This is a genomic window from Actinomyces oris (assembly GCF_001937665.1).
In the GTDB taxonomy this organism is placed as follows: domain Bacteria; phylum Actinomycetota; class Actinomycetes; order Actinomycetales; family Actinomycetaceae; genus Actinomyces; species Actinomyces stomatis.
Map to the genome: position 1 here is coordinate 41,826 of NZ_MSKL01000029.1, position 19,967 is coordinate 61,792.

The 19,967-nt window shown below is 70.4% G+C and carries 17 protein-coding genes and 1 pseudogene; 7 read left to right on the forward strand and 11 right to left on the reverse strand.

The window, feature by feature from the left end:
- The first annotated feature begins 2 nt into the window (after positions 1-2).
- Complete coding sequence (locus tag BKH28_RS11405) at positions 3-1,790, forward strand: AMP-binding protein (protein ID WP_075418909.1); 1,788 nt, start codon at positions 3-5, stop codon at positions 1,788-1,790.
- A 40-nt stretch (positions 1,791-1,830) separates the two neighbouring features.
- Here the strand turns inward: BKH28_RS11405 and BKH28_RS11410 are convergent, their stop codons facing one another.
- Both BKH28_RS11410 and dapA read right to left on the reverse strand, forming a co-directional pair.
- A complete protein-coding gene (locus tag BKH28_RS11410; RefSeq protein ID WP_075418910.1) occupies positions 1,831-2,271 on the reverse strand; it encodes a pyrimidine dimer DNA glycosylase/endonuclease V in 441 nt (146 codons plus the stop codon).
- Between the two features lie 22 nt (positions 2,272-2,293).
- On the reverse strand, positions 2,294-3,190 hold the full coding sequence (gene dapA / locus BKH28_RS11415; RefSeq protein WP_075418911.1) for a 4-hydroxy-tetrahydrodipicolinate synthase: 897 nt from the start codon (positions 3,188-3,190) through the stop codon (positions 2,294-2,296).
- 119 nt (positions 3,191-3,309) lie between these two features.
- On the opposite strand from dapA, the gene BKH28_RS11420 reads away from it, so the two are divergent.
- Positions 3,310-4,068, forward strand: a complete 759-nt coding sequence (locus BKH28_RS11420; RefSeq protein ID WP_075418912.1) for a GNAT family N-acetyltransferase — start codon at positions 3,310-3,312, stop codon at positions 4,066-4,068.
- 42 nt (positions 4,069-4,110) lie between these two features.
- On the opposite strand, the gene dapB is transcribed toward BKH28_RS11420, so the two are convergent.
- A complete protein-coding gene (dapB, locus tag BKH28_RS11425; protein ID WP_075418913.1) occupies positions 4,111-4,863 on the reverse strand; it encodes a 4-hydroxy-tetrahydrodipicolinate reductase in 753 nt (250 codons plus the stop codon).
- Positions 4,864-4,919: 56 nt separating this feature from the next.
- Here dapB and BKH28_RS11430 point away from each other — a divergent pair.
- A pseudogene (locus BKH28_RS11430) lies at positions 4,920-5,153 on the forward strand (SDR family NAD(P)-dependent oxidoreductase); the annotation flags it as partial.
- A 277-nt stretch (positions 5,154-5,430) separates the two neighbouring features.
- Here the strand turns inward: BKH28_RS11430 and BKH28_RS11435 are convergent.
- The gene (locus BKH28_RS11435) at positions 5,431-6,837 is read right to left on the reverse strand and encodes a M16 family metallopeptidase (protein ID WP_075418914.1); all 1,407 of its coding nucleotides are present in this window, start codon (positions 6,835-6,837) and stop codon (positions 5,431-5,433) included.
- Positions 6,838-7,021: 184 nt separating this feature from the next.
- A complete protein-coding gene (locus tag BKH28_RS11440) occupies positions 7,022-9,394 on the reverse strand; it encodes a polyribonucleotide nucleotidyltransferase (RefSeq protein ID WP_075418915.1) in 2,373 nt (790 codons plus the stop codon).
- 430 nt (positions 9,395-9,824) lie between these two features.
- On the opposite strand from BKH28_RS11440, the gene fucO reads away from it, so the two are divergent.
- The gene (fucO, locus tag BKH28_RS11445; RefSeq protein ID WP_075418916.1) at positions 9,825-10,976 is read left to right on the forward strand and encodes a lactaldehyde reductase; all 1,152 of its coding nucleotides are present in this window, start codon (positions 9,825-9,827) and stop codon (positions 10,974-10,976) included.
- An 86-nt stretch (positions 10,977-11,062) separates the two neighbouring features.
- Here fucO and rpsO read toward each other — a convergent pair whose 3' ends face one another.
- Positions 11,063-11,332: a 30S ribosomal protein S15 gene (gene rpsO / locus BKH28_RS11450; RefSeq protein ID WP_010613637.1), complete on the reverse strand. Its 270-nt coding sequence runs from the start codon at positions 11,330-11,332 to the stop codon at positions 11,063-11,065.
- A gap of 216 nt (positions 11,333-11,548) precedes the next feature.
- Positions 11,549-12,574: a bifunctional riboflavin kinase/FAD synthetase gene (locus BKH28_RS11455; protein WP_075418917.1), complete on the reverse strand. Its 1,026-nt coding sequence runs from the start codon at positions 12,572-12,574 to the stop codon at positions 11,549-11,551.
- Between the two features lie 287 nt (positions 12,575-12,861).
- On the opposite strand from BKH28_RS11455, the gene BKH28_RS11460 reads away from it, so the two are divergent.
- Complete coding sequence (locus BKH28_RS11460) at positions 12,862-15,192, forward strand: FtsX-like permease family protein (protein WP_075418918.1); 2,331 nt, start codon at positions 12,862-12,864, stop codon at positions 15,190-15,192.
- Positions 15,193-15,203: 11 nt separating this feature from the next.
- The gene (locus BKH28_RS11465) at positions 15,204-15,998 is read left to right on the forward strand and encodes an ABC transporter ATP-binding protein (protein ID WP_075418919.1); all 795 of its coding nucleotides are present in this window, start codon (positions 15,204-15,206) and stop codon (positions 15,996-15,998) included.
- Positions 15,999-16,007: 9 nt separating this feature from the next.
- On the opposite strand, the gene BKH28_RS11470 is transcribed toward BKH28_RS11465, so the two are convergent.
- The 3 genes from BKH28_RS11470 to rbfA all read right to left on the reverse strand — a co-directional run bounded on the left by BKH28_RS11470 (position 16,008) and on the right by rbfA (position 17,983).
- Positions 16,008-16,310: a hypothetical protein gene (locus BKH28_RS11470; RefSeq protein WP_075418920.1), complete on the reverse strand. Its 303-nt coding sequence runs from the start codon at positions 16,308-16,310 to the stop codon at positions 16,008-16,010.
- 72 nt (positions 16,311-16,382) lie between these two features.
- The gene (truB, locus tag BKH28_RS11475) at positions 16,383-17,498 is read right to left on the reverse strand and encodes a tRNA pseudouridine(55) synthase TruB (RefSeq protein ID WP_081380133.1); all 1,116 of its coding nucleotides are present in this window, start codon (positions 17,496-17,498) and stop codon (positions 16,383-16,385) included.
- The gene (rbfA, locus tag BKH28_RS11480; protein WP_075418921.1) at positions 17,495-17,983 is read right to left on the reverse strand and encodes a 30S ribosome-binding factor RbfA; all 489 of its coding nucleotides are present in this window, start codon (positions 17,981-17,983) and stop codon (positions 17,495-17,497) included. Before rbfA ends, truB begins: the two co-directional genes overlap by 4 nt.
- Before the next feature lie 199 nt (positions 17,984-18,182).
- Between rbfA and rarD the strand changes: the two genes are divergently transcribed.
- Positions 18,183-19,229, forward strand: coding sequence for an EamA family transporter RarD (gene rarD / locus BKH28_RS11485; RefSeq protein WP_075418922.1), 1,047 nt, complete (start codon positions 18,183-18,185; stop codon positions 19,227-19,229).
- Here rarD and BKH28_RS11490 read toward each other — a convergent pair.
- Positions 19,153-19,953: a slipin family protein gene (locus BKH28_RS11490; protein WP_075418923.1), complete on the reverse strand. Its 801-nt coding sequence runs from the start codon at positions 19,951-19,953 to the stop codon at positions 19,153-19,155. The genes rarD and BKH28_RS11490 overlap by 77 nt on opposite strands.
- Between the last annotated feature and the right edge of the window lie 14 nt (positions 19,954-19,967).

The following is a 19,967-nucleotide window of genomic DNA, read 5'->3' on the forward strand; positions in this document are numbered from 1 at the left end:
ACATGAGTGACAGCACCACTATCGACGCCGGCGCCTCGCCGCAGCAGGCCACCCAGGACCACCGCCACTACCTGCGCCCTCACTACCAGCCCGGCATCCCCGCGGCGATCGAGGTTCCCGACGCACCTTTGAGCGAGCTGCTGGAGACCGCGGCGCGGTTCTACCCCGACCGGGTCGCCATCGACTTCCTGGGCGCGGCGATGACCTACCGCGAACTGCTGGAGGCCTCGGAGCGCGCGGCGCAGGTGCTGCGGACCTCGGGGGTGCACAAGGGCGACCGGGTGGCTCTCATCATGCCGAACTGTCCGCAGCACGCCGTTGCCCTCTACGGGGCGCTGCGCATCGGCGCAATCGTGGCCGAGCACAACCCGCTGGCGCCCGCCGAGGAGATCCGATCCCAGCTGGATGCTCACGGAGCCCGCGTCGTCATCGTGTGGGAGAAGGGCGTCGATCTCGTCACGGCTCCCGCCACTGGTTCGCGTGACGGCGGCGATGCGCTCCAGGGACGCACGGTCTTCAGCGTGGATCTCTCGGCGGCGATGCCGAAACGCCTGCGCGCCGCGCTGCGTCTCCCGGTGGAGCGGGCCCGTCGGCAGCGGGCCGCATTCCGGGCCCAGAGCCTGCCGGCGGGTGTGCGCTCCTGGGACAAGGAGGTGGCCGGCGCTCACCGGATCCCCTCGCGCTTCCCCTACCCGGCCGGCTCCGATGTGGCGGTCCTGCTGCACACCGGTGGGACGACCGGCACGCCCAAGGCGGCGATGCTCACGCACACCAATCTGCGGGCCAACGCCAACCAGGCCATCGCCTGGGTGCCGATGCTGCACGAGGGCGGGGAGAACTTCCTGTGCCTGCTGCCCTTCTTCCACGCCTTCGGGCTGACCTTCAACCTCTTCTGCGCGGTGCAGAAGGCCGCCACCCAGGTGATGCTGCCCAAGTTCTCGGTGGATCAGGTCCTCGCCGCGCACGAGCGGCGCCCCTTCACCTTCTTCGTCGGCGTGCCGGTCATGTTCGAACGGATCCTCGACGGCGCCCAGAAGCGGGGCACGAGCCTTGGCACCCTGCGCTATGGGGTGTGCGGGGCGGCCCCGATGCCGCCGGAGGTCGGGGCGCGATGGGAGAAGGCGACCGGCGGGTTCTTCGTCGAGGGCTATGGCATGACTGAGACGAGTCCGATCGTCGCGGGCACGCCCATGGGGCCCTCGCGCCGCCTGGGGGCGCTGGGCCTGCCCTTCCCGTCCACGGACGTGCGCGTCGTCGACCCCGAGGAGCCGGACCCCGACCGGGAGGTCACCGACGGCGAGCCGGGCGAGCTGCTGGTGCGTGGCCCGCAGGTCTTCGCCGGCTACTGGGAGGATGAGGCAGCCACGCAGGCCGCGATGCTGCCGGGTGGGTGGCTGCGCACGGGCGACATCGTGCGCAGGGACGACTCCTTCCTGTGGATGGCCGACCGCAAGCGCGAGCTGATCCTCACTGGCGGATTCAACGTCTACCCCAGTCAGGTGGAGGCGGCGATCCGCTCTATGAAGGGCGTGGCCGACGTCGCGGTGGTGGGTCTTCCCGACGGCGCCAAGGGCGAGCTCGTGTGCGCCGCTGTGGTTCTCACCGAGGGGACCGAGCCGGGGTCGGTGACCCTGGAGGCGGTGCGGGAGCACGCCGAGCGGACGGTCCCGCGCTACGCGCTGCCGCACCGCCTGGAGGTCATTGAGGAGATGCCACGCTCCCAGATCGGCAAGATCCTGCGTCGCGTCGTGCGCGAGCGGGTACTCGAAAGAACCGCGGAAAGGGACTGATCGGCCGCGGCACCGGTTGCCTCCGATACCGCCCCAGGGCTTAAAGTGCCCGCTCCCAGGGCTCGACGTCGCCGGGGACGAGCCGGAAGATCGGGTGCGGCTCAAGCCGCTCGGGCAGGGGCAGGAGCTCGGGGGCGCGCCCGGCCAGCTTGGCCTCAAGGTGCCTGCGCTCCAGGTCCATCTGGCCATCTGTGACCGTCAGGCTGACACCGGTGCACTCGGCCTCGGGCAGGTCGATGCGGGAGGCGTCGAAGCGGTAGCCGCGCCGGACGGCCTCCCGACGCAGTCCCCAGAGGTAGGCGCCGACCGCCACCGCGGGGGTGACCGGTTCGGGGGCGGCGCGGAAGCGTTCGAGCTGGGGGTGGTTGCGGTAGCCGCGGGTGCGTCCGGCCAGGACCGCCTGGGCCAGCAGCGACTCGCGCCAGCAGGCCACCAGGCCCGCACGGTCCAGGTGGCGCGGGTGCAGCGACCACATGCGCATGGCGGGCCCTCCCTGCCGGTTCTCAGAGAAGCCCGGAGGCGGCCAGGACCTCGCGCAGGGCGGCGACCTCGGCCTCCTCGGCCCGCACGAGGGGCAGGCGTAGGGCGGGGCTCGGCAGGCGTCCCTGGAGGTGCAGGGCCTCCTTGGCCATGACGGCCCCCTGCCCGCCACCCATGATGGCGTGCACGAGGGGGCGCAGGCTCCGGGCGAGGGTGCGGGCGCTGGCCAGGTCTCCGGCGTCGACGGCGCCGATCATCTGGCGCCAGGAGTGGGCGTCGGCGTGGGCGGCCACGGAGATGACGCCGGAGGCACCGTGGGTGAGCCAGGCGAAGTTGAGGCCGTCATCGCCGGAGTAGTACTCCAGGCCGGTGGACTCCATGCGCTGGAAGCCCTGCTCGACGTCGCCGGTGGCATCCTTGACGGCCTTGACGCGGGGGTTCTCGGCCAGGCGGGCCAGGGTCTCCTCGGTGATCTTCACGCCGGTGCGCCCGGGGATGTCGTAGACCATGACGGGCAGGTCGGTGGCCTCAACAACGGCATTGATGTGCCGGTAGACACCTTCCTGGCTGGGGCGGTTGTAGTAGGGGGCGTTGATGAGCAGGCCCTCGGCGCCGGCCTCCTGGGAGGCCACGCCGATGCGCACCGCGTGGGCGGTGTCGTTGGAGCCGGCGCCGGCCATGATCATGGCGCGGCCGGCCAGGGCGTCCTTGACCTGGCGGATCAGCTCCTGCTTCTCGGGAGTGTGGGTGGTCGGGGACTCACCGGTGGTGCCCGAAAGGAGGATCAGGTCGGCGCCGTCGTCGACCAGGCTGACCGCCAGGGCACGGGCGGCGTCGAAGTCGACCTCCCCACTGGGCGTGAAGGGGGTGACCATGGCGACGCCGACGGAACCGAAGCTGCGGGAGGGGGCTGCGCTCATGGCGCCACCCTAACGCGCACCGCGCCCCCAGCGGTCCCCTTCTCATGATCTGTCACATAGGCGTATGCATTCCCGGCTGCGCTCAGGGCCCCGTCAGGGCCGTCACTTAGGCTCGGTCCATGACCTCCTCGACCCCCGCGCCCGCATCGCCCTCATCGCCCTCCGGGAGCCGGGACGGCTCCGTCCTGGGCGCCGATCCGCTGGCCGGGCTGAGCCCAGACCTGGACGCGCGCACGCCGCATGACCACTCCCACAGCGCTCACGACTGTGCGGAGCATGATCATGAAGGCCCCCAGACACCGGCAGGCTTCGTGCGCCCGGCCCGGATGGAGGACTTGATGGCGATCGGGCAGGTCCAGGCCGCCACCATGCTGGCCTCCCTGGAGGCCGGCCACACCGCCGAGCACAGTGCACCCCTGCCCGAGGGGGTGCGGGCGATGATCGCCGCCCCCGTCATCGCGGCGGGCTGGGAAACGGCGGTGAGCGCGCCGCCTTCGACCGAGCACCACGTCCTGGTGGCCACCACCGCCCAGCCAGACGCCGAGAGCCGGACGGTGGTGGGCCTGCTGGGCCTGGCCCCCACCCAGTCCATGGACGCCGAGGGCCACGTCGACGAGGCCGGGGTGCAGGCCGTGGAGGTCACGGCCCTGGGCGTGGAGCCGGCCAGTCAGCGCCGGGGACACGGCTCCCGGCTCCTGGCGGCCGCCGTGGACCTGGCCCGTCAGGACGGCGCCAGAGCGCTCGTGGCCTGGGCGGTGCGCGGGGACGAGTCGATCCGCCGGCTCCTGACCTCGGTCGGCATGGCACCCACCGGGGCCCACCGGGTGCTCGGCGTCGGCGAGGGCATCACCGAGGACTGCTGGGCGGCCTCGCTGTAGCGCCTCACCGCTCCTGCCCGGCTGGCGCCCCCTCCCTGCGTCTTAGAGGTCGAGCAGGGCGTCCAGACCGATGGTCAGACCGGGGCGGCTGGAGACCTGCCGTACGGCGAGAACCACACCGGGCATGAAGGAGGCCCGGTCGAAGGAGTCGGTGCGGATGGTCAGCTGCTCGCCGGGGTTGCCGAGCACGACCTCCTCGTGGGCGGTCAGCCCCCGCAGGCGCACGGCGTGGACGTGGACGCCGTCGACGACCGCCCCGCGAGCGCCGTCGGGGTCGGTCTGCGTGGCGTCCGGCATGGCACCCAGGCCCGCCTCGGCGCGGGCAGCGGCGATGCCCTGAGCGGTGGCGACCGCGGTGCCCGAGGGCGCGTCAACCTTGTTCGGGTGGTGGAGCTCGATGACCTCGGCGGACTCGAAGTAGGGGGCGGCCTTCGCGGCGAAGCTCATGGCCAGCACGGCGGACAGGGCGAAGTTCGGGGCGATGAGGACGCTGCGGCCGGCGGCCTCGGGCTGGGCCAGGTGCTCACGGATGCGCCCGTAGGACTCCTCGGTCCAGCCGGTGGTGCCCACGACGACGTCCACCCCGGCGTCGAGCAGGGCATGGACGTTGGCCTCTGTGACGCTGGGGACGGTGAAGTCGACAGCGACATCGGCGCCCGCCAGGTGCTCAGCGTCGAGGGTGTCCCCCACGTCCAGGCGGGCCACGAGCTCAAGGCCCTTGGCGTCCTGGACCGCCTGACAGACGGTCGATCCCATGCGCCCGGCGGCGCCCACAACAGCTACGCGAATCGTCATGGCCCCACCCTAGCGACTCACTCACCCACCACGAGGTCACGTCCGCCTCCCGACACCGTCTCCAGGCCCTGACCACTGACGGCATCCGCCCGCTGGCCATGGACGTGACCGACAATGCCTCCATGAGCGCCGGCGTGAACCGCATCCTGGAGGAGACCGGTCGCATCGACGTCCTGGTCAACAACGCCGGCTACGGCTCCTACGGGGCCATCGAGGACGTCCCGCTCGACGAGGCCCGCCGCCAGTTCGAGGTCAACGTCTTCGGTCTGGCCCGCCTCACCCAGTTCATCGGTGCCGCCTTCGGCTTCCGTCGCTGAGCGACGGGCCCACGTAACCCCGCCAGCACCTGGGGCCGACGACTGGAATCAGCCTGTCGGTGTCCATATCGGAGACAAAGGACCTCCACCTCTTAGAGCGCAGGCTGGAGAACCTTGGAATCATGCGGTTGCGCATCGGCTGGATGAGAGCGATCCGCGCCTTTGTCACCGATTTGGACATTCAGCCTCTCTTCTGACTCCTGCGGTGTTCGATGAGCGGGTCATGGGCCCCGTCGGTTGTCGGCAGCAGTCAGTCGACCGGGCCCACGAGGATGCGGGCGCGCTTCTGCTCCACCAGCCAGGCGGCCATCTCCCGGACCTCCTCGGGGGTGACGGCCTCCAGGCGGCGCAGGTTCTCCTCCATGGAGCGCAGGCGCCCGGTGACGACCTCGGCCCGCCCCAGGCGACCCATGCGCGCCAGGGAGTCCTCTCCCCCGAGGACCATGGCCCCGCGCAGCTGGCCGCGGGCGCGCATCATCTCCCGCTCGGTGACGCCGTGCTCGGCGAGCTTCTCGAACTCACCGATCATGACGGCGCACACCTCGTCGACGTCGCCGGGGGCGCAGCCCGCGTAGAGCCCGAAGGCTCCGGCGCCGGCGTAGGAGGTGTCGAAGGCGTAGGTGGTGTAGGCCAGGCCCCGCTTCTCGCGTACCTCCTGGAACAGGCGCGAGGACATGCCCCCGCCTAGGATGGTGGTGAGCACGCTCATGGCCCAGCGCCGCTCGTCGCGCACGGCGATGCCCTGGCAGGTCAGGTACAGGTGGGTCTGCTCGCTCTCGCGCGGGACGGTGATGTCGTGGACGTCCAGGGGCGCGAAGGGCTCGATCTCGAAGCGGCGCTCGCGCGGGACGGCGTCAGGTGAGGCGTCCCAGCCGGCCGCGGCCAGATCGGCCAGGACCCGCTCGCAGACCTCGTCGTGGTCAACGGCGCCGGCGGCGGCCACCACGAGGGTGTCGGAGGCGTAGGTGCGCTTGTAGTGCTCCCACACGGCGTCACGCGGGACGGCGGTGACGGTCTCGTTGGTGCCGCCGATGGGGCGGCCCAGCGGCGTGTCCTCACCGAAGGCGGCACGGGCGAAGGCCTCCTGGGCGACGTCGGCGGGGTCGTCGGCGGCGTCGGCCAGCTCGGAGACGATGACGCCGCGCTCGGTCTCGACGTCGGTGGGCTCCAGGAGGGAGGAGGTCACCATGTCGGCGAGCACGTCGAGGGCCTGCATGCTGTCGGGGGCGAGCACGCGGGCGTAGTAGGAGGTGTGCTCCTTGGAGGTGGCGGCGTTGGACTCCCCGCCGATCATGTCGAAGGCCTCGGCGATGTCGTGGGCGTCGCGCGTGGCGGTGCCTTTGAACAGCAGGTGCTCCAGGAAGTGGGTGGAGCCCTCCTGGCCGGGCACTTCGTCGCGGCTGCCGACGCCGAACCACATGCCGATCGAGGCCGATCGCAGCCCCGGCACGGACTCGGTGATGACGCGCACCCCTCCGGGCAGGACGGAGCGGCGGGTGAGCGCACCGTCGTCGTGCAGGGTCAGCTCGGTGCCATCGCGGCCGGGCCGCCCGCGCCCGAGATCCACCTCGGCGTAGTCGGTCGGGCTCGAGGACTCCCCGGTCGCGGGGGTCGAGGAGGGTTGAGAGGCCGCCTGCCGGCCTGATCCGGCGCGCATGTCTGGGTTGGTCACCCGCGAAGACTAGCGGGCGAGCGGGCCCACTGTCGTTCCCCTACCCGGCCGCGCCCTGCCGCGCGCAGCGAACGCGCTCCCCGATGACGACGGTGTCCCCGCCCGGCCCAGGGGACCGAGCGGGGACACCGTGAATACACGTCAGTCGGCTAGCGCCGCTGAACGGGGCTCACTCCTCCTCGGAGGAGTCGGCACTGCGCATGCGTCGACGGCGCGGACGGCGCTCACGGCGGGGCTGCTCGCCGTCGCCGTCCCTGCTCTCACGGCTCTCGCGCTCGCGGCGCGGACCGTTATCGCGGGCGGCCTTGCGGGCCACCTCGCCCTCGGCCTCGGCGGCGAGCTGCTCGTCAGTGAGGACCGCGTGCAGGCTCAGCTTGCCGCGCTGGTCGATCTCGGCCAGCTCGACCTGGACCTTGTCACCCACGTTCAGGACGTCCTCGACGTTCTCCACACGCTTGCCGCCGACGAGCCGGCGGATCTGGGAGATGTGGAGCAGGCCGTCCTTGCCGGGGGTCAGCGAGACGAAGGCGCCGAAGGTTGTGGTCTTGACCACGGTGCCCACGAAGCGCTCGCCGATCTCAGGCATCTGCGGGTTGGCGATGGCGTTGACGGCGTCGCGGGCGGCCTCGGCCGAGGGACCGTCGGAGGCGCCGATGTAGACGGTGCCGTCGTCCTCGACCGTGAGGTCCGCGCCGGTGTCCTCCTGGATCTGGTTGATCATCTTGCCCTTGGGGCCAATGACCTCGCCGATCTTGTCCACCGGGATGCGCACGGCCAGGACGCGCGGGGCCGTGGGGGCCATCTCGTCGGGGGCGTCGATGGCCTGGGCCAGGACGTCGAGGATGAACAGGCGGGCGTCGCGGGCCTGACCGAGCGCGCCGGCCAGCACCTCGGAGGGCAGACCGTCGAGCTTGGTGTCCAGCTGGAGGGCCGTGATGAAGTCGCGGGTTCCGGCGACTTTGAAGTCCATGTCCCCGAAGGCGTCCTCGGAGCCGAGGATGTCGGTGAGGGTGGCCCACTTGGTCTCGCCGTCGATGACCTCGTGCATGAGGCCCATGGCGATACCGGCCACGGGCGCACGCAGCGGGACACCGGCGTTGAGCAGGGAGAGCGTGGAGGCGCACACCGAACCCATGGAGGTCGAGCCGTTGGAGCCCAGGGCCTCGGAGACCTGGCGGATCGCGTAGGGGAAGTCCTCGCGAGTGGGCAGGACGGGCACGATGGCCCGCTCGGCCAGGTTGCCGTGGCCGATCTCGCGGCGCTTGGGGGCGCCCACGCGGCCGGTCTCTCCGGTGGAGAAGGGCGGGAAGTTGTAGTTGTGCATGTAGCGCTTGTGGGTGACCGGGGAGAGGTCGTCCACCTGCTGCTCCATGCGCAGCATGTTGAGGGTGGTCACGCCCAGGATCTGGGTCTCACCGCGCTCGAAGATGGCCGAGCCGTGCACGCGGGGCAGGACCTCGACCTCGGCGGCCAGGGTGCGGATGTCCTTCAGGCCGCGCCCGTCCATGCGCACGCCCTCGGTGAGGGTGCGGTGGCGCACGATCTTCTTGGTCACGGAGCGGAAGGCGGCCTTGAGGGCCTTGGTGTCCTCCTCGGTGGGGAAGGACTCGGCGAGCTCGGCCAGGACCTCGTCGCGCACGGCGTCGGTGGCCAGGTCGCGGGCCTGCTTGCCCTCGGTGGCGATGGCGTCGGCCAGGCCGTGGGCCTCGGCGGCCTTCTCGACGGCGTCGTACTGCTCGTCGGAGTAGTCCAGGTAGAGGGGGAACTCGGCGGTGGGCTTCGAGGCGTGCTGGGCGACCTCGAGCTGGGCCTCGCACAGGGCCTTGATGTGGGGCTTGGCGGCCTCCAGCCCCTCTGCGACGACGGCCTCGGTGGGGGCCACGGCCCCGGCGTTGATGAGCTCCCAGGCGTGCTCGGTGGCGCCGGCCTCGACCATCATGATGGCGACGTCGCCGGACTCCAGGACGCGGCCGGCCACCACCATCTGGAAGGTGGCGCGCTGCTGCTCGGAGTAGCGGGGGAAGGCCACCCAGTGCCCGTCGATGAGGGCCAGGCGGGTGCCGGCCACGGGCCCGGAGAAGGGCAGACCGGCGATCTGGGTGGACATCGAGGCGGCGTTGATGGCCAGGACGTCGTAGTCGTCGTCGGGGTGGATGGCCAGGACGGTCTCAACGACCTGGACCTCGTTGCGCAGGCCCTTGACGAAGGAGGGGCGCAGCGGGCGGTCGATGAGGCGGCAGGCCAGGATGGCGGCGGTGCCGGCGCGGCCCTCACGGCGGAAGAAGGAGCCGGGGATGCGACCGGCGGCGTACTGGCGCTCCTCGACGTCCACAGTCAGGGGGAAGAAGTCGAACTGGTCCTTGGGGTGCTTGCCCACGGTGGTGGCTGACAGGACGGCGGTCTCACCGTCGAGGTAGGCCATGGCGCTTCCGGCGGCCTGCTTGGCCAGGCGGCCCGTCTCGAAGCGCACCACGCGCTTGCCGAAGGAGCCGTTGTCGATCACTGCCTCGGCGGCGGTGACCTCGGGGTCGTCAATGAACATGAAGTCTCTTTCTCGCGATCGTCGTGCCGGGTCCGTGGCCTTCGATCGAGGCCCACGGAGCCGAGTCCTGCCACACGCAGATCTCCATGATCCAACGGCGCGAGCGCGGTTCCGGAGGCCACCACCGAAAACCGACGGGGCCGGCCGCTCCCCGGGTCTCTTCCCGGAGGCGGACTGCGACTCCCCCGTACTCCTGGTCGGCTCACACGCTGGGAGAGCATCGAAGAACCGTGGCGAGTACCCAAGGGCGCAGCCGCGCAGATTCTATCGTGCGCGGCCTCATGATGCCGATCAGCGCCACCGGATGCCACGTGAGATGGGACGCGCGGAACCGTTGACTTCCTGGACCGGGCTCGCCCGATCGTGACAGAGTGGTGACCAACGGCAGGACGAAGCAGTCCTGTCTCGTTTCTTCTCAGGAGTGTCAACGATGACCCACCGCATGATCTTCAACCAGACCGGCTACTTCGGCAGGGGCGCGATCGCCCATATCGCCCCCGAGATCACCCGCCGGGGCCTGACCAAGGCCTTCATCGTCACCGACCCGGTCCTGGCCGACAACGGCACCGCCGCCCGTATCACTGACCTGCTCGACGAGGCCGGCATCGGCTGGGAGGTCTTCTCCGACGTCGCCCCCAACCCGCCGATCGAGAAGGTCCAGGCCGGTCTGGCCGCCTTCCGCGCCTCGGGCGCCGACGTGCTCATCGGCCTGGGCGGGGGCTCGCCCCAGGACACGTGCAAGGCGATCTCGGTCATCGCCACCAACCCCGACTTCGAGGACGTGCTGAGCCTGGAGGGCCTGTCCCCCACCACCAGGCCGGGCGTGCCGATCATCGGCGTGCCCACCACCGCCGGTACGGCCAGCGAGACCACCATCAACTACGTCATCACCGACACCGCCAAGCAGCGCAAGTTCGTGTGCGTCGACCCCCACGACATCCCGGTCCTGGCCATCGTGGACCCCGACCTCATGGACGGCATGCCCCGCTCACTCAAGGTCGCCACCGGGCTGGACGCCCTCACCCACGCCATCGAGGGATACATCACGCCGGGTGCGTGGGAGCTCTCCGACGCCCTGTGCCTGCGTTCCATCCAGATGATCGCGGCGAACCTGCGGGCCGCTGCCGACGGGGACGCCGACGCCGTCGAGCAGATGGGCCTGGCCGCCTACATCAACGGCATGGCCTACTCCAACGTCGGGCTCGGCCTGGTCCACGGCATGGCCCACCCTCTGGGCGGGCGCTACAACGCCCCGCACGGGGTCGCCAACGGGATCCTCCTGGCACCGGTCATGGCCTTCAACGCCGAGCACACCGGGGAGAAGTATCGCGATATCGCTGAGGCCTTCGGGGTCGAGGGGGCCCGGACGATGCCACTGGAGGAGGCGCGCTCCGCGGCCGTGGAGGCCGTGGCCGAGCTGACGCGGGAGCTGGGCAACCCCACCCGGCTCTCCGAGGTCGGAGTGGAGGCCGACGGCATCGAGGCCCTGACCGACGATGCCTTCGCCGACGTGTGCACGCCGGGCAACCCACGCCCTGCGACCCGCGAGGACATCAAGGCGCTCTACACCTCACTGCTCTGAGCGTAGGCGAAGCGTCCCGGAAACGCCGTGCGGCCCGGCTCCCCTTACAGGGTGCCGGGCCGCACGGCTCGAGGCTGTCAGCGCGCTCAGCGGCGGATGCCGAGGCGGGCGATGAGGGCACGGTAGCGCTCGATGTCCTCCTTCATGAGGTAGTCGAGCAGGCGACGGCGCTTACCGATGAGCAGGTAGAGGCCGCGACGCGAGTGGTGGTCGTGGGCGTGGCCCTTGAAGTGCTCGGTGAGGTTGGAGATGCGCTCGGTGAGGATGGCGACCTGGACCTCCGGGGAGCCCGTGTCACCCTCGTGGGTGGCGTACTCGGCGATGATCTCTTGCTTGCGCTCTGCGGTAACCGACATGCGGACTCCTTCGGGTCTCGTTGCACGGAGCGCCGGGGCAGGTTCTCCCGGGCATGAGGTATCCGTGGCCGATCGACGGCCCGCCAACCTTACCAGCGCCGCTTCCCTCCATTCACGTCAGAGGCTGTGCGAACCGGCACAATTGCAGGTCTGAAGCGGGATGTCGTTCGGGCTCGACGACGAGCGCCCCGCGATGGCCCCGCCCCGCCCCCAGAGCTACTGCGCGGTGACGTCCTCGGGACGGATCGGCTCGGGGACCGGCACTCCCAGAATCCGGGCGGTGTCCTCGATATCGGCGCGCATCTGGACCAGGAGCGCATCGAGCCCGTCGAAGGCGAGCATGGGGCGCAGGCGCTCCACGAGCTCGATCCCCACCTCCTCGCCGTAGAGGTTGAGGTCGGCACGTCCCAGGACGTGGGCCTCGACGGTGCGTTGGGGGACGTCGTCGAAGGTGGGATTGGTTCCGATCGAGATGGCGGCGGGCAGCCGCTGGACGTCGCCTTCGTCTGCACAGCCGCGAATCAGCCAGCCGGCGTAGACCCCGTCGGGCGGCACGACGCCGGCGGTGGCGGCCTCCAGGTTGGCGGTGGGGAACCCGAGCTCGCGGCCGCGGCGCAGGCCTCGCACGACGATGCCGCGCAGCCGGTGGGGACGACCCAGGACCTGGCTTACCTGCCCCATGTCCCCGTCCTTGAGGCACTGGCGGATCCACGTCGAGGACCAGCGCCGCCCCTCGTCGGAGCGGATGGTGGAGACGATCTCCACCGCGAAGCCGTCGTCGTGACCGATCTGCTCCAGGGTGGCGGCGTCCCCGGCGTTGTGCCGGCCGAAGCGAACGTCGTCGCCGACGACGACCGCGCGGGCCCCGAGCAGCTCCTCCAGCCAGGTGCGCACGAAGTCCTGCGGGCTCTGGGCGGCGAAGTCGAGGGTGTAGGTGATGACCAGGACCGCGTCGAGACCAAGGTCCTTGAGAGAGGCCAGGCGGTCGGTCAGGGAGGCGATGAGGGGCAGGTCGGCCTCGGGCTGGTGGACGCTGCGGGGGTGGGGGTCGAAGGTGACCGCGACGGCCAGGGGCCGCCGGCCGTCGCCGGCGAGCTCGTCGGCCAGCTCGACGACACGTCCCAGGACCGCCTGATGCCCGCGGTGGACGCCGTCGAAGATGCCCATCGTGACCACCGCACCCGGTCCTTCCGGAGCGCTCAGGCTCGCTGGCACCTGCTCGGCGCCGTACCAGACCTCCACTGTCGCTGTTCCTGCTCTCATCGGCCCGTGGGGCGCACCGCGCCCTGTCTGCATCCGCATCCGCACGCTCCCGCCCACCCCGCCGGGTCGGGAGAGGTGCTTGCGCGGGACAACCCTGCCACGGGGGCGCCGCCGGATGCGAACCAGCCACCCTCGACACGCCTTGACGCGTTTCGACCGTCAGTCTATTCTCAATACCGACTGCCAGTCGATTAGCGTTAAGAACCGTTCCCTCACCTGGGAAAGAGCCCGCAAGACCGAGGACAGACTCCAAGGAGGCTGCTGTCATGCTGATGCGACTTCTCAAGGCGGACCTGGCGCGCGGTGCCGTCGTGGCCGCCACTCTGACCGCCCTCATCGCTTTGGCGGCCACACTGATGTCGGCCGGGACGTCCCTGGTCGTGGACAGCCTGTCGGCGACGCAACGGCTCTCGCAGCGGGCCAAGCTGCCGGACCTGGTGCAGATGCACTCCGGCCGGATCGACGACCGCGACCTGCAGGCGATCGAGACGTGGATGCAGGCGCGCAGCGAGGTCACCGACCACGAAGTCATCAAGAGCCTGCCGGTGGCGCGCCAGGAGCTGTCCATCAACGGTGTCAACCAGTCCGAGTCCTACAACGAGCCTGCCTTCGTCACCTCCCCCAAGCACCTCGACCTCCTGCTCGACGACGATGGCAACCCCGTCAGCCCGGGGCCGGGAGAGGTGGTCCTGCCGATCCACTACCGGGCGATCAAGAGCGCCGAGGTCGGTGACACCGTGACCGTCAGCAGCGGCGGCAAGACAACGACCCTGACCGTTGTGGGATTCGCACGCGACGCCCAGATGAATGCCGCCATGATCCCCTCCAAGCGCCTGGTGGTCTCGCCAGAGGACTTCTCCGCCCTGGAGCAGCAGATCACCGAGCCCGAGTACCTCATTGAGATGGCCCTGACCAGCTCCGCCCGTCCCGGCGGCGTCATCGACGCCTACAAGGAGGCGGGTCTGCCCAGTAACGGCATCAACGTCAACGCCTCGATGATCCAGTTCATGAACTCACTCAACGCCATGCTCATCGTGGCCGTGGCCCTGGTGGTGGCGATCATTCTGGCGGTTGTCGCCGTCCTCGCCCTGCGCTACACGGTGCTCGCCGCCGTCGAGACGGACCTGGCCCAGATCGCGGTGCTCAAGGCCATCGGGGCACCACTGAGGCGGATACGCCGCCTCTACGTGGCCAAGTACCTGGCTCTGTCAGCACTGGGGGCGACCCTGGGCTACGTGGCAGGCCAGCCCCTGGCTGCCGCCCTGGAGGCCCCGACGACCCTCTACCTGGGTCGGCCCCCGACAACCCTGTGGAGCGTGGGACTGCCGATCCTCACGGTGCTGGGTCTGGCACTCGGAGTCATCGGCTTCACCTGGTTGGCCCTGCGGCGCATCGGCCATATCTCGGCCATCGAGGCCCTGCGCAGCGGCACCAGCGCCTCCCTGCGCCCGCGCCGGCAGCACTGGAGACTGACATCCCTTCGCCGCCTCCCGGTTCAGGCATGGCTCGGGGCGCGCGAGGCGCTGCGCCCCTCCAATGCCCTGATGCTCGGTGTCCTGGCGCTGTGCACCTTCACCATGGTGCTGCCGTCGAATGTCTCCTCCACCCTGAACGACCCCCGTGTGGCCACCTACCTGGGGGCCGGTCGGGCCGATCTACGCATCGACGTGCGCGCCGGGGTCCAGGACCTGGCCGCCGTTGAGAAGGCCGTCGACTCCGACCCTCGCGTCACCCGGCACGCCACCATGCTGCGCCGCAACTACAAGATGTCCACGGCCGCCGGCGGCTGGGAGACAGCGCTCATCGATATCGGGGACCATGAGGCCTTCCCCATGGAGTACCTCTCCGGGCGCGCTCCCGCCACCGACGACGAGGTCGCCCTGTCCTACAGCCAGGCCCAGGACGCGGGCGCCAAGGAGGGATCCACGGTCACCGTCAAGACCGCCGACGGCGACAAGGACCTGACGGTCACGGGTGTCTACCAGGACATCACCAATAACGGGCACACCGCCAAGGCCACCTTCGACGACGGTACCCCCGCGCTGTGGCAGATCGTCTACGCCGACGCCGGCTCCCCCCAACAGGCCAGTGCCCTCGCCAAGCAGCTGAGCGGCCAGTACCCGGGGATCCAGGCGATCAGCATGAATCAGTACGCCGCCCAGTTCTTCGGGGCCACCGGCTCCCAGGTCCGCGTCGTCACCACGCTGGCCTGCGTCATCGCGCTGGGGCTGTCCTTCCTCATCACGATGCTGTTCACCGTCCTCATCGTCTCACGGGAGCGGCCTCAGATCGGCGTCCTGATGGCGCTGGGGTGCACCAGGCGGGCCGTTGCGGGGCAGTACCTCATCCGTTTCGGCCTCCTGGCGCTGGTGGGGACCGCCCTGGGGCTCCTGGGGGCCTCCACTCTGGGCAGCCCCGCGATCGGGACGGTCATGGCCTCGCGCGGAGCCCCCGACCTTCAGCTCCTTCCCAACTGGTGGCTGGTCGGACTCGTCCTGCCGGGGGCACTGCTGGCCACCGTCGTCGGCGCCGTCGCCCTGGCACTCAGACGCTTGCGCACCATGCCCCTGACCATGACCCTGACCACCGGCGAGTAAGGAGAGACAGAATGCGCGCCTCCACCCCATCGGGCTCTTCAATGCGCACCGGCTCAGCAGCCGGGCAATCGGCTCTGCGGGCCCAGCACCTGACCAAGAGCTACCACTCCCCCGTTCTGCGAGACCTCGACCTGGATGTCGCGCAAGGGCAGTTCGTCGCCATCATGGGGCCCTCCGGGTCCGGGAAGTCCACCCTCCTGCACTGCCTGAGCGGTATGGACCGGCCCGATGCCGGCTCGGTGCTCCTGGGCGGCCAGGACATCACGAGCCTGAGTGAGAAGGAGCTGGCGGCGCTACGACTGACGCGTTTCGGATTCGTCTTCCAGCAGGCGCACTTCATGACCACCCTGTGCCTGCTGGACAACATCGTCCTGCCCGGGTTCCTGGCGGGTCTGCGCCCGCGCCCCGAGGTCACGGCGCGCGGAGAGGAGCTGATGGGGCGCATGGGGATCGCCGAGCTGGCCGCCAGCGGCGTCACCGAGGTCTCCGGAGGCCAGCTGCAGCGCGCCGGCATCTGCCGGGCCCTCATCAACGACCCCGGGATCGTCTTCGCCGACGAGCCCACCGGAGCGCTCAACTCCGCCACCGCGCTGCAGATCCTCGACCTGCTCGGGGAGATTCACGCCTCGGGAACGACTCTGGTCATGGTCACCCACGACACCCAGGTGGCGGCCCGGGCCGACCGCGTCCTGGTGCTCGTGGACGGGCAGATCACGGAGGACCTGGCCCTGGGCCGATACGTGGAGGCTGAGGGGCCCTCACGCCTGACGACGGTCACCGAGGCCCTCCAGCACCACAGCGTGTGACGGGCCGGTTCAGTGGCCTCCGCAGCCGCAGCCGCCACCGCTCGAGGCGGAGGCGGAGACATCGCGCAGGCCCAGCAGGTTGCCGGCCTTGTGCCCGGGGGTGATGCCCTGCGGCGCGGCCGCCCCCAGCGCCGTCGTCACCGCTGAGGCGATCGCGACGGCGTCGACGTTCTCCGGGGAGGTCTGTGCGGGCTCCGGCCGGTAGCCCTCTCCCACCGGCTGGGCGACTGCGGGAGCGGCGGCCCGCTCGTCCTGCTCATTGCGCTTGCCGTGCCCGCCGCATCCGCAGCGGCACCCGCCGGTCTGGCTCATCATGTCTCCTCACGGAAAGGTACTCATCGTGTGTGCTCTCGCCGGACGGGCCGGCGGCCCGTTGTACGCGTCTCAGGCCGGGTCCAGGACCAGCACCGGGCGCGCACGTGGGCCCTGGTGCCTCAACAGTGCCACGAGGCGCCCACTGGGAGCGAATCCGGCCACGACGCGTTGCTCGGCTGCCCCTTGGGTGGTCGGCGGTCGCCTGCCGCCGGGGGCCTCGGCCCGCTCCAGGACCCTCGCGTCGAGAGGCTGACCGTAGCGCAGTGCGCGCGCCTCCTCCTCCGTGAGGACCAGCTGCTCGAAGCAGCGCCGGGCGACCTCCTCCAGCGGGACCGTAGCGACCCCGCGAGGCTCGGTGGCGGAGGCATCGGCCTCAACCTGCTCGGACAGGTCCTCCAGGGTGCGGGCCTCGTCGATGCCGAAGGGGCCGACTGCGGTGCGCCGCAGCGCGGTCAGATGAGCCCCGCAGCCCAGTGCCCGCCCCAGGTCCCGGGCCAGGGCGCGCACGTAGGTGCCTGAGGAGCAGGAGACAAGGATGTCGACGTCCACGGCCTCCACCGTGCCTCCGCCATCGGTCTGGGGACCGTCGACGTCGACGATCGCCTTTCGGGGCCCTCCTGCCAGGCGCAGCTCGTGGATGGTGACAGGCCTGGCCCGCAGCTCGACGTCCTGCCCGTCTCTGACTCGCTTGTAGGCTCGCACGCCGTCGACCTTGATGGCGGAGACCGCACTGGGCACCTGCTGGATCTGTCCGGTCAACCCCGTCAGCACCTCCTGGAGGCGGTCCTCGGGAAGGTCGTCGATCCGGCAGCCGCGGGCTTGGGTGATCTCCCCGTCGGCATCCTCCGTCGTGGTCTCCGCCCCCAGACGGATGGTGGCCTCGTAGGTCTTGTCAGCCCCCACCAGGTAGGTGAGGAACCGAGTGGCGCGCCCGATGCCCAGCAGCAGCAGGCCGGTGGCCATGGGGTCGAGGGTTCCGGCATGCCCCACCTTGCGGGTGGCGGCCAGGCGGCGGGTGGCGCCGACGACGTCGTGGCTGGTCAGCCCTTGGGGCTTGTCCACCACAAGGATCCCGTCGGAGGCCGGGACGGCACCGCGAGCGACGTCGGGGCGACGACGTACGCGGTCGTGGCCGCTATCGCGACCGGACAGCCCCACCGGCTCAGCCCACTCGGAGGCGTTCACAGGCCCTCGGCATCCGTTGCGGATTCCTGATCGGTCTCCTCGGCCTCCGGGGCGCCGTCCTCGGTCTGCTCGTCATGACGGTAGGGGTCGGCGTCACCGGCGTAGGTGGCCCCCTCAGCGACCTTGGCGATCTGAGCGTCACGCACCCGGGCCTGAGCCAGGGCGTCCTCCAGGGTCTTGGCGGTGGTGGGAAGGGCGTCGAGCTGGAAGGACAGTGAGGGGGTCAGGCGGATACCGAGGGCCTTGCCCACCTCGGAGCGGATGAGTCCCTTGGCTGAGCGCAGCGCCTTGGCCGTCTCCTCGCGCTCCTCATCGCTGCCGTAGACGGTGTAGAAGATGGTCGCCTGCTGCAGGTCGCCGGTGACACGGACGTCGGTGACGGTGACGAAACCCAGGCGCGGATCCTTGATACGCCCCTGAAGGAGGCGGGCGACGGTCTCATGAATGCGGTCGGCGACCTTGCGGGCGCGGGCGGCGTCGGCCATGGCGGGGCTCCTTCACGTGCGGGGGCCGGGTCTGTGAGGCCCAGGACTGAGCGATCGGGACCGATCTCGGCGCGCCGTCCTCACCCGCGAAAGAGCGAGACCTTCCGAGGCAGTCCAGTGCGCCTCACTATGCTACGCGGAGCAGCGACGCGGCCACCGCCGCCATCCCCGAGCGCGAACGGATCAGGAACAGATCACAATGAGCTCCTCCCCCAGTGCATCCTCCTTGGAACCTGAAGCCTCCGCGACGCCGGGCTCTCCGGCAGGCGCCCGGGGGCCCGCGTCGGCCTCCGGGGTGCTTGACGGTACCGGGATGGCCCTGGTCATCGGCTGCTACACCCTCTGGGGCGCCTTCCCTCTCTACTTCCACCTGTTGTCCGCGGCCGGCAGTGTGGAGATCATCGGTCACCGGATCGTGTGGACCCTGGGCACCTGTCTGACGCTCATCGTCGCGCGCCGCCGTTGGGCAAGCCTTGCCCGCGTCTGCCGCACGCCCCGACTGCTGGGGGCGCTGACCGCCTGCGGACTCCTGGTGTCGGTCAACTGGCTCGTCTACGTCTACGGCGTCAACACCGCACGCACGGCCGACGCGGCCCTGGGCTACTTCATCAACCCGCTGGTGACGGTGGCACTGGCCTCGCTGGTGCTGCGCGAGCGCCTGCGGCCGGCGCACCGGGTCTCGCTCGCGCTGGCGGGCGTCGCCGTGGCCCTCCTGGTGGTGCTCCAGGGCTCGTTGCCGTGGATCTCCCTGGTACTGGCCTTCTCCTTCGCCCTGTACGGACTGGTCAAGAAGAGGATCGGCCCCGAGGTGGACGCTCTGAGCGGGCTTGCGGTGGAGAGCGCCGTCGTGTCTCCCCTCGCGCTCGCCTACCTGGGTCACATGGCCTGGCAGGGGCAGTCGGTCTGGCAGGCCCCCGACCAGGGCTGGCAGATCATGGCGCTGCTCGTGGTGGCCGGCCCGGTCACGGCCGTGCCCCTGCTGCTCTTCGCAGCAGGGACCAGGCGGGTGCCGTTGTCGGTGGTGGGAATGAGTCAGTACATCGCGCCGACCATCCAGTTCCTGCTGGCCTGGGGCGCCTTCCATGAGCGGATCCTGCCGGCCCGCTGGGCGGCCATGGTGCTGGTGTGGGCGGCGGTTGCGGTCTTCATCGGTGACGCGGTGCGCCAGCTCATTCGCCGTCCTCGTCCTCGTCAGCGTCCGGCAGAGCGACCTGGGAGCCGAAGCGCTCCAGGAGCGGGCCGATGATGTCCATCGGCAAAGGGAAGACAACCGTGGAGTTCTGGTCGGCGCCGAGTTCCAGAAGGGTCTGCAGGTAGCGCAGCTGGAGGGAGGCCGGGGACTTGGAGAGTGTGTCCGCCGCCTGGCGCAGCTCCTCGGAGGCCTGGAGCTCACCGCGGGCATTGATGATCTTGGCGCGGCGCTCGCGCTCGGCCTCGGCACCGCGGGCCATGGCCCGCTGCATCTGCTCGGGGATCTCCACGTCCTTGATCTCGACGACGCTGACCTCCACGCCCCAGGGCTCGGTGAGCTTCTCGATGATGTCGCGCAGGTCGGCGTTCAGGGCGCTGCGGTGGGCGAGCACGGTGTCCAGGTCGACCCGGCCCAGGACGGATCTCAGTGTGGTCTGCGCGATCTGGGAGGTGGCGATCGCGTAGTTCTCCACTGCCATGACGGCTTTGACAGGGTCGGTGACGTTGAACAGGACGACGGCGTTGACGCGCGCCGGCACATTGTCCTCAGTGATGACCTCCTGGGGCGGAATGGTCAGGGTGACCACTCGGGTGTCGACCCGCACCAGGCGCTCGAGGAAGGGGACGACCAGATGCAGACCGGGTTCGTAGACGGGTCGTAGTCGCCCCAGCCTGAAGACGATGCCCCGCTCGTACTGGGTGATGATCTTGAGAGATAGTGCCAGGGCGAGTAGGACGAGGACGGCCAGGGCCACGATGGCGGTGGTGAGAGTAGTCATGGAGGGTCCTTCAG

Excerpts from the sequence above, each read along its gene's own strand:
- BKH28_RS11405 (WP_075418909.1), top strand. The coding sequence starts at position 3 with ATGAGTGACAGCACCACTATCGACGCCGGCGCCTCGCCGCAGCAGGCC.
- BKH28_RS11410 (WP_075418910.1), bottom strand. The coding sequence starts at position 2,271 with ATGCGCATGTGGTCGCTGCACCCGCGCCACCTGGACCGTGCGGGCCTG.
- dapA (WP_075418911.1), bottom strand. The coding sequence starts at position 3,190 with ATGAGCGCAGCCCCCTCCCGCAGCTTCGGTTCCGTCGGCGTCGCCATG.
- BKH28_RS11420 (WP_075418912.1), top strand. The coding sequence starts at position 3,310 with ATGACCTCCTCGACCCCCGCGCCCGCATCGCCCTCATCGCCCTCCGGG.
- dapB (WP_075418913.1), bottom strand. The coding sequence starts at position 4,863 with ATGACGATTCGCGTAGCTGTTGTGGGCGCCGCCGGGCGCATGGGATCG.
- BKH28_RS11435 (WP_075418914.1), bottom strand. The coding sequence starts at position 6,837 with ATGCGCGCCGGATCAGGCCGGCAGGCGGCCTCTCAACCCTCCTCGACC.
- BKH28_RS11440 (WP_075418915.1), bottom strand. The coding sequence starts at position 9,394 with ATGTTCATTGACGACCCCGAGGTCACCGCCGCCGAGGCAGTGATCGAC.
- fucO (WP_075418916.1), top strand. The coding sequence starts at position 9,825 with ATGACCCACCGCATGATCTTCAACCAGACCGGCTACTTCGGCAGGGGC.
- rpsO (WP_010613637.1), bottom strand. The coding sequence starts at position 11,332 with ATGTCGGTTACCGCAGAGCGCAAGCAAGAGATCATCGCCGAGTACGCC.
- BKH28_RS11460 (WP_075418918.1), top strand. The coding sequence starts at position 12,862 with ATGCTGATGCGACTTCTCAAGGCGGACCTGGCGCGCGGTGCCGTCGTG.
- BKH28_RS11465 (WP_075418919.1), top strand. The coding sequence starts at position 15,204 with ATGCGCGCCTCCACCCCATCGGGCTCTTCAATGCGCACCGGCTCAGCA.
- BKH28_RS11470 (WP_075418920.1), bottom strand. The coding sequence starts at position 16,310 with ATGAGCCAGACCGGCGGGTGCCGCTGCGGATGCGGCGGGCACGGCAAG.
- rbfA (WP_075418921.1), bottom strand. The coding sequence starts at position 17,983 with ATGGCCGACGCCGCCCGCGCCCGCAAGGTCGCCGACCGCATTCATGAG.
- rarD (WP_075418922.1), top strand. The coding sequence starts at position 18,183 with ATGAGCTCCTCCCCCAGTGCATCCTCCTTGGAACCTGAAGCCTCCGCG.
- BKH28_RS11490 (WP_075418923.1), bottom strand. The coding sequence starts at position 19,953 with ATGACTACTCTCACCACCGCCATCGTGGCCCTGGCCGTCCTCGTCCTA.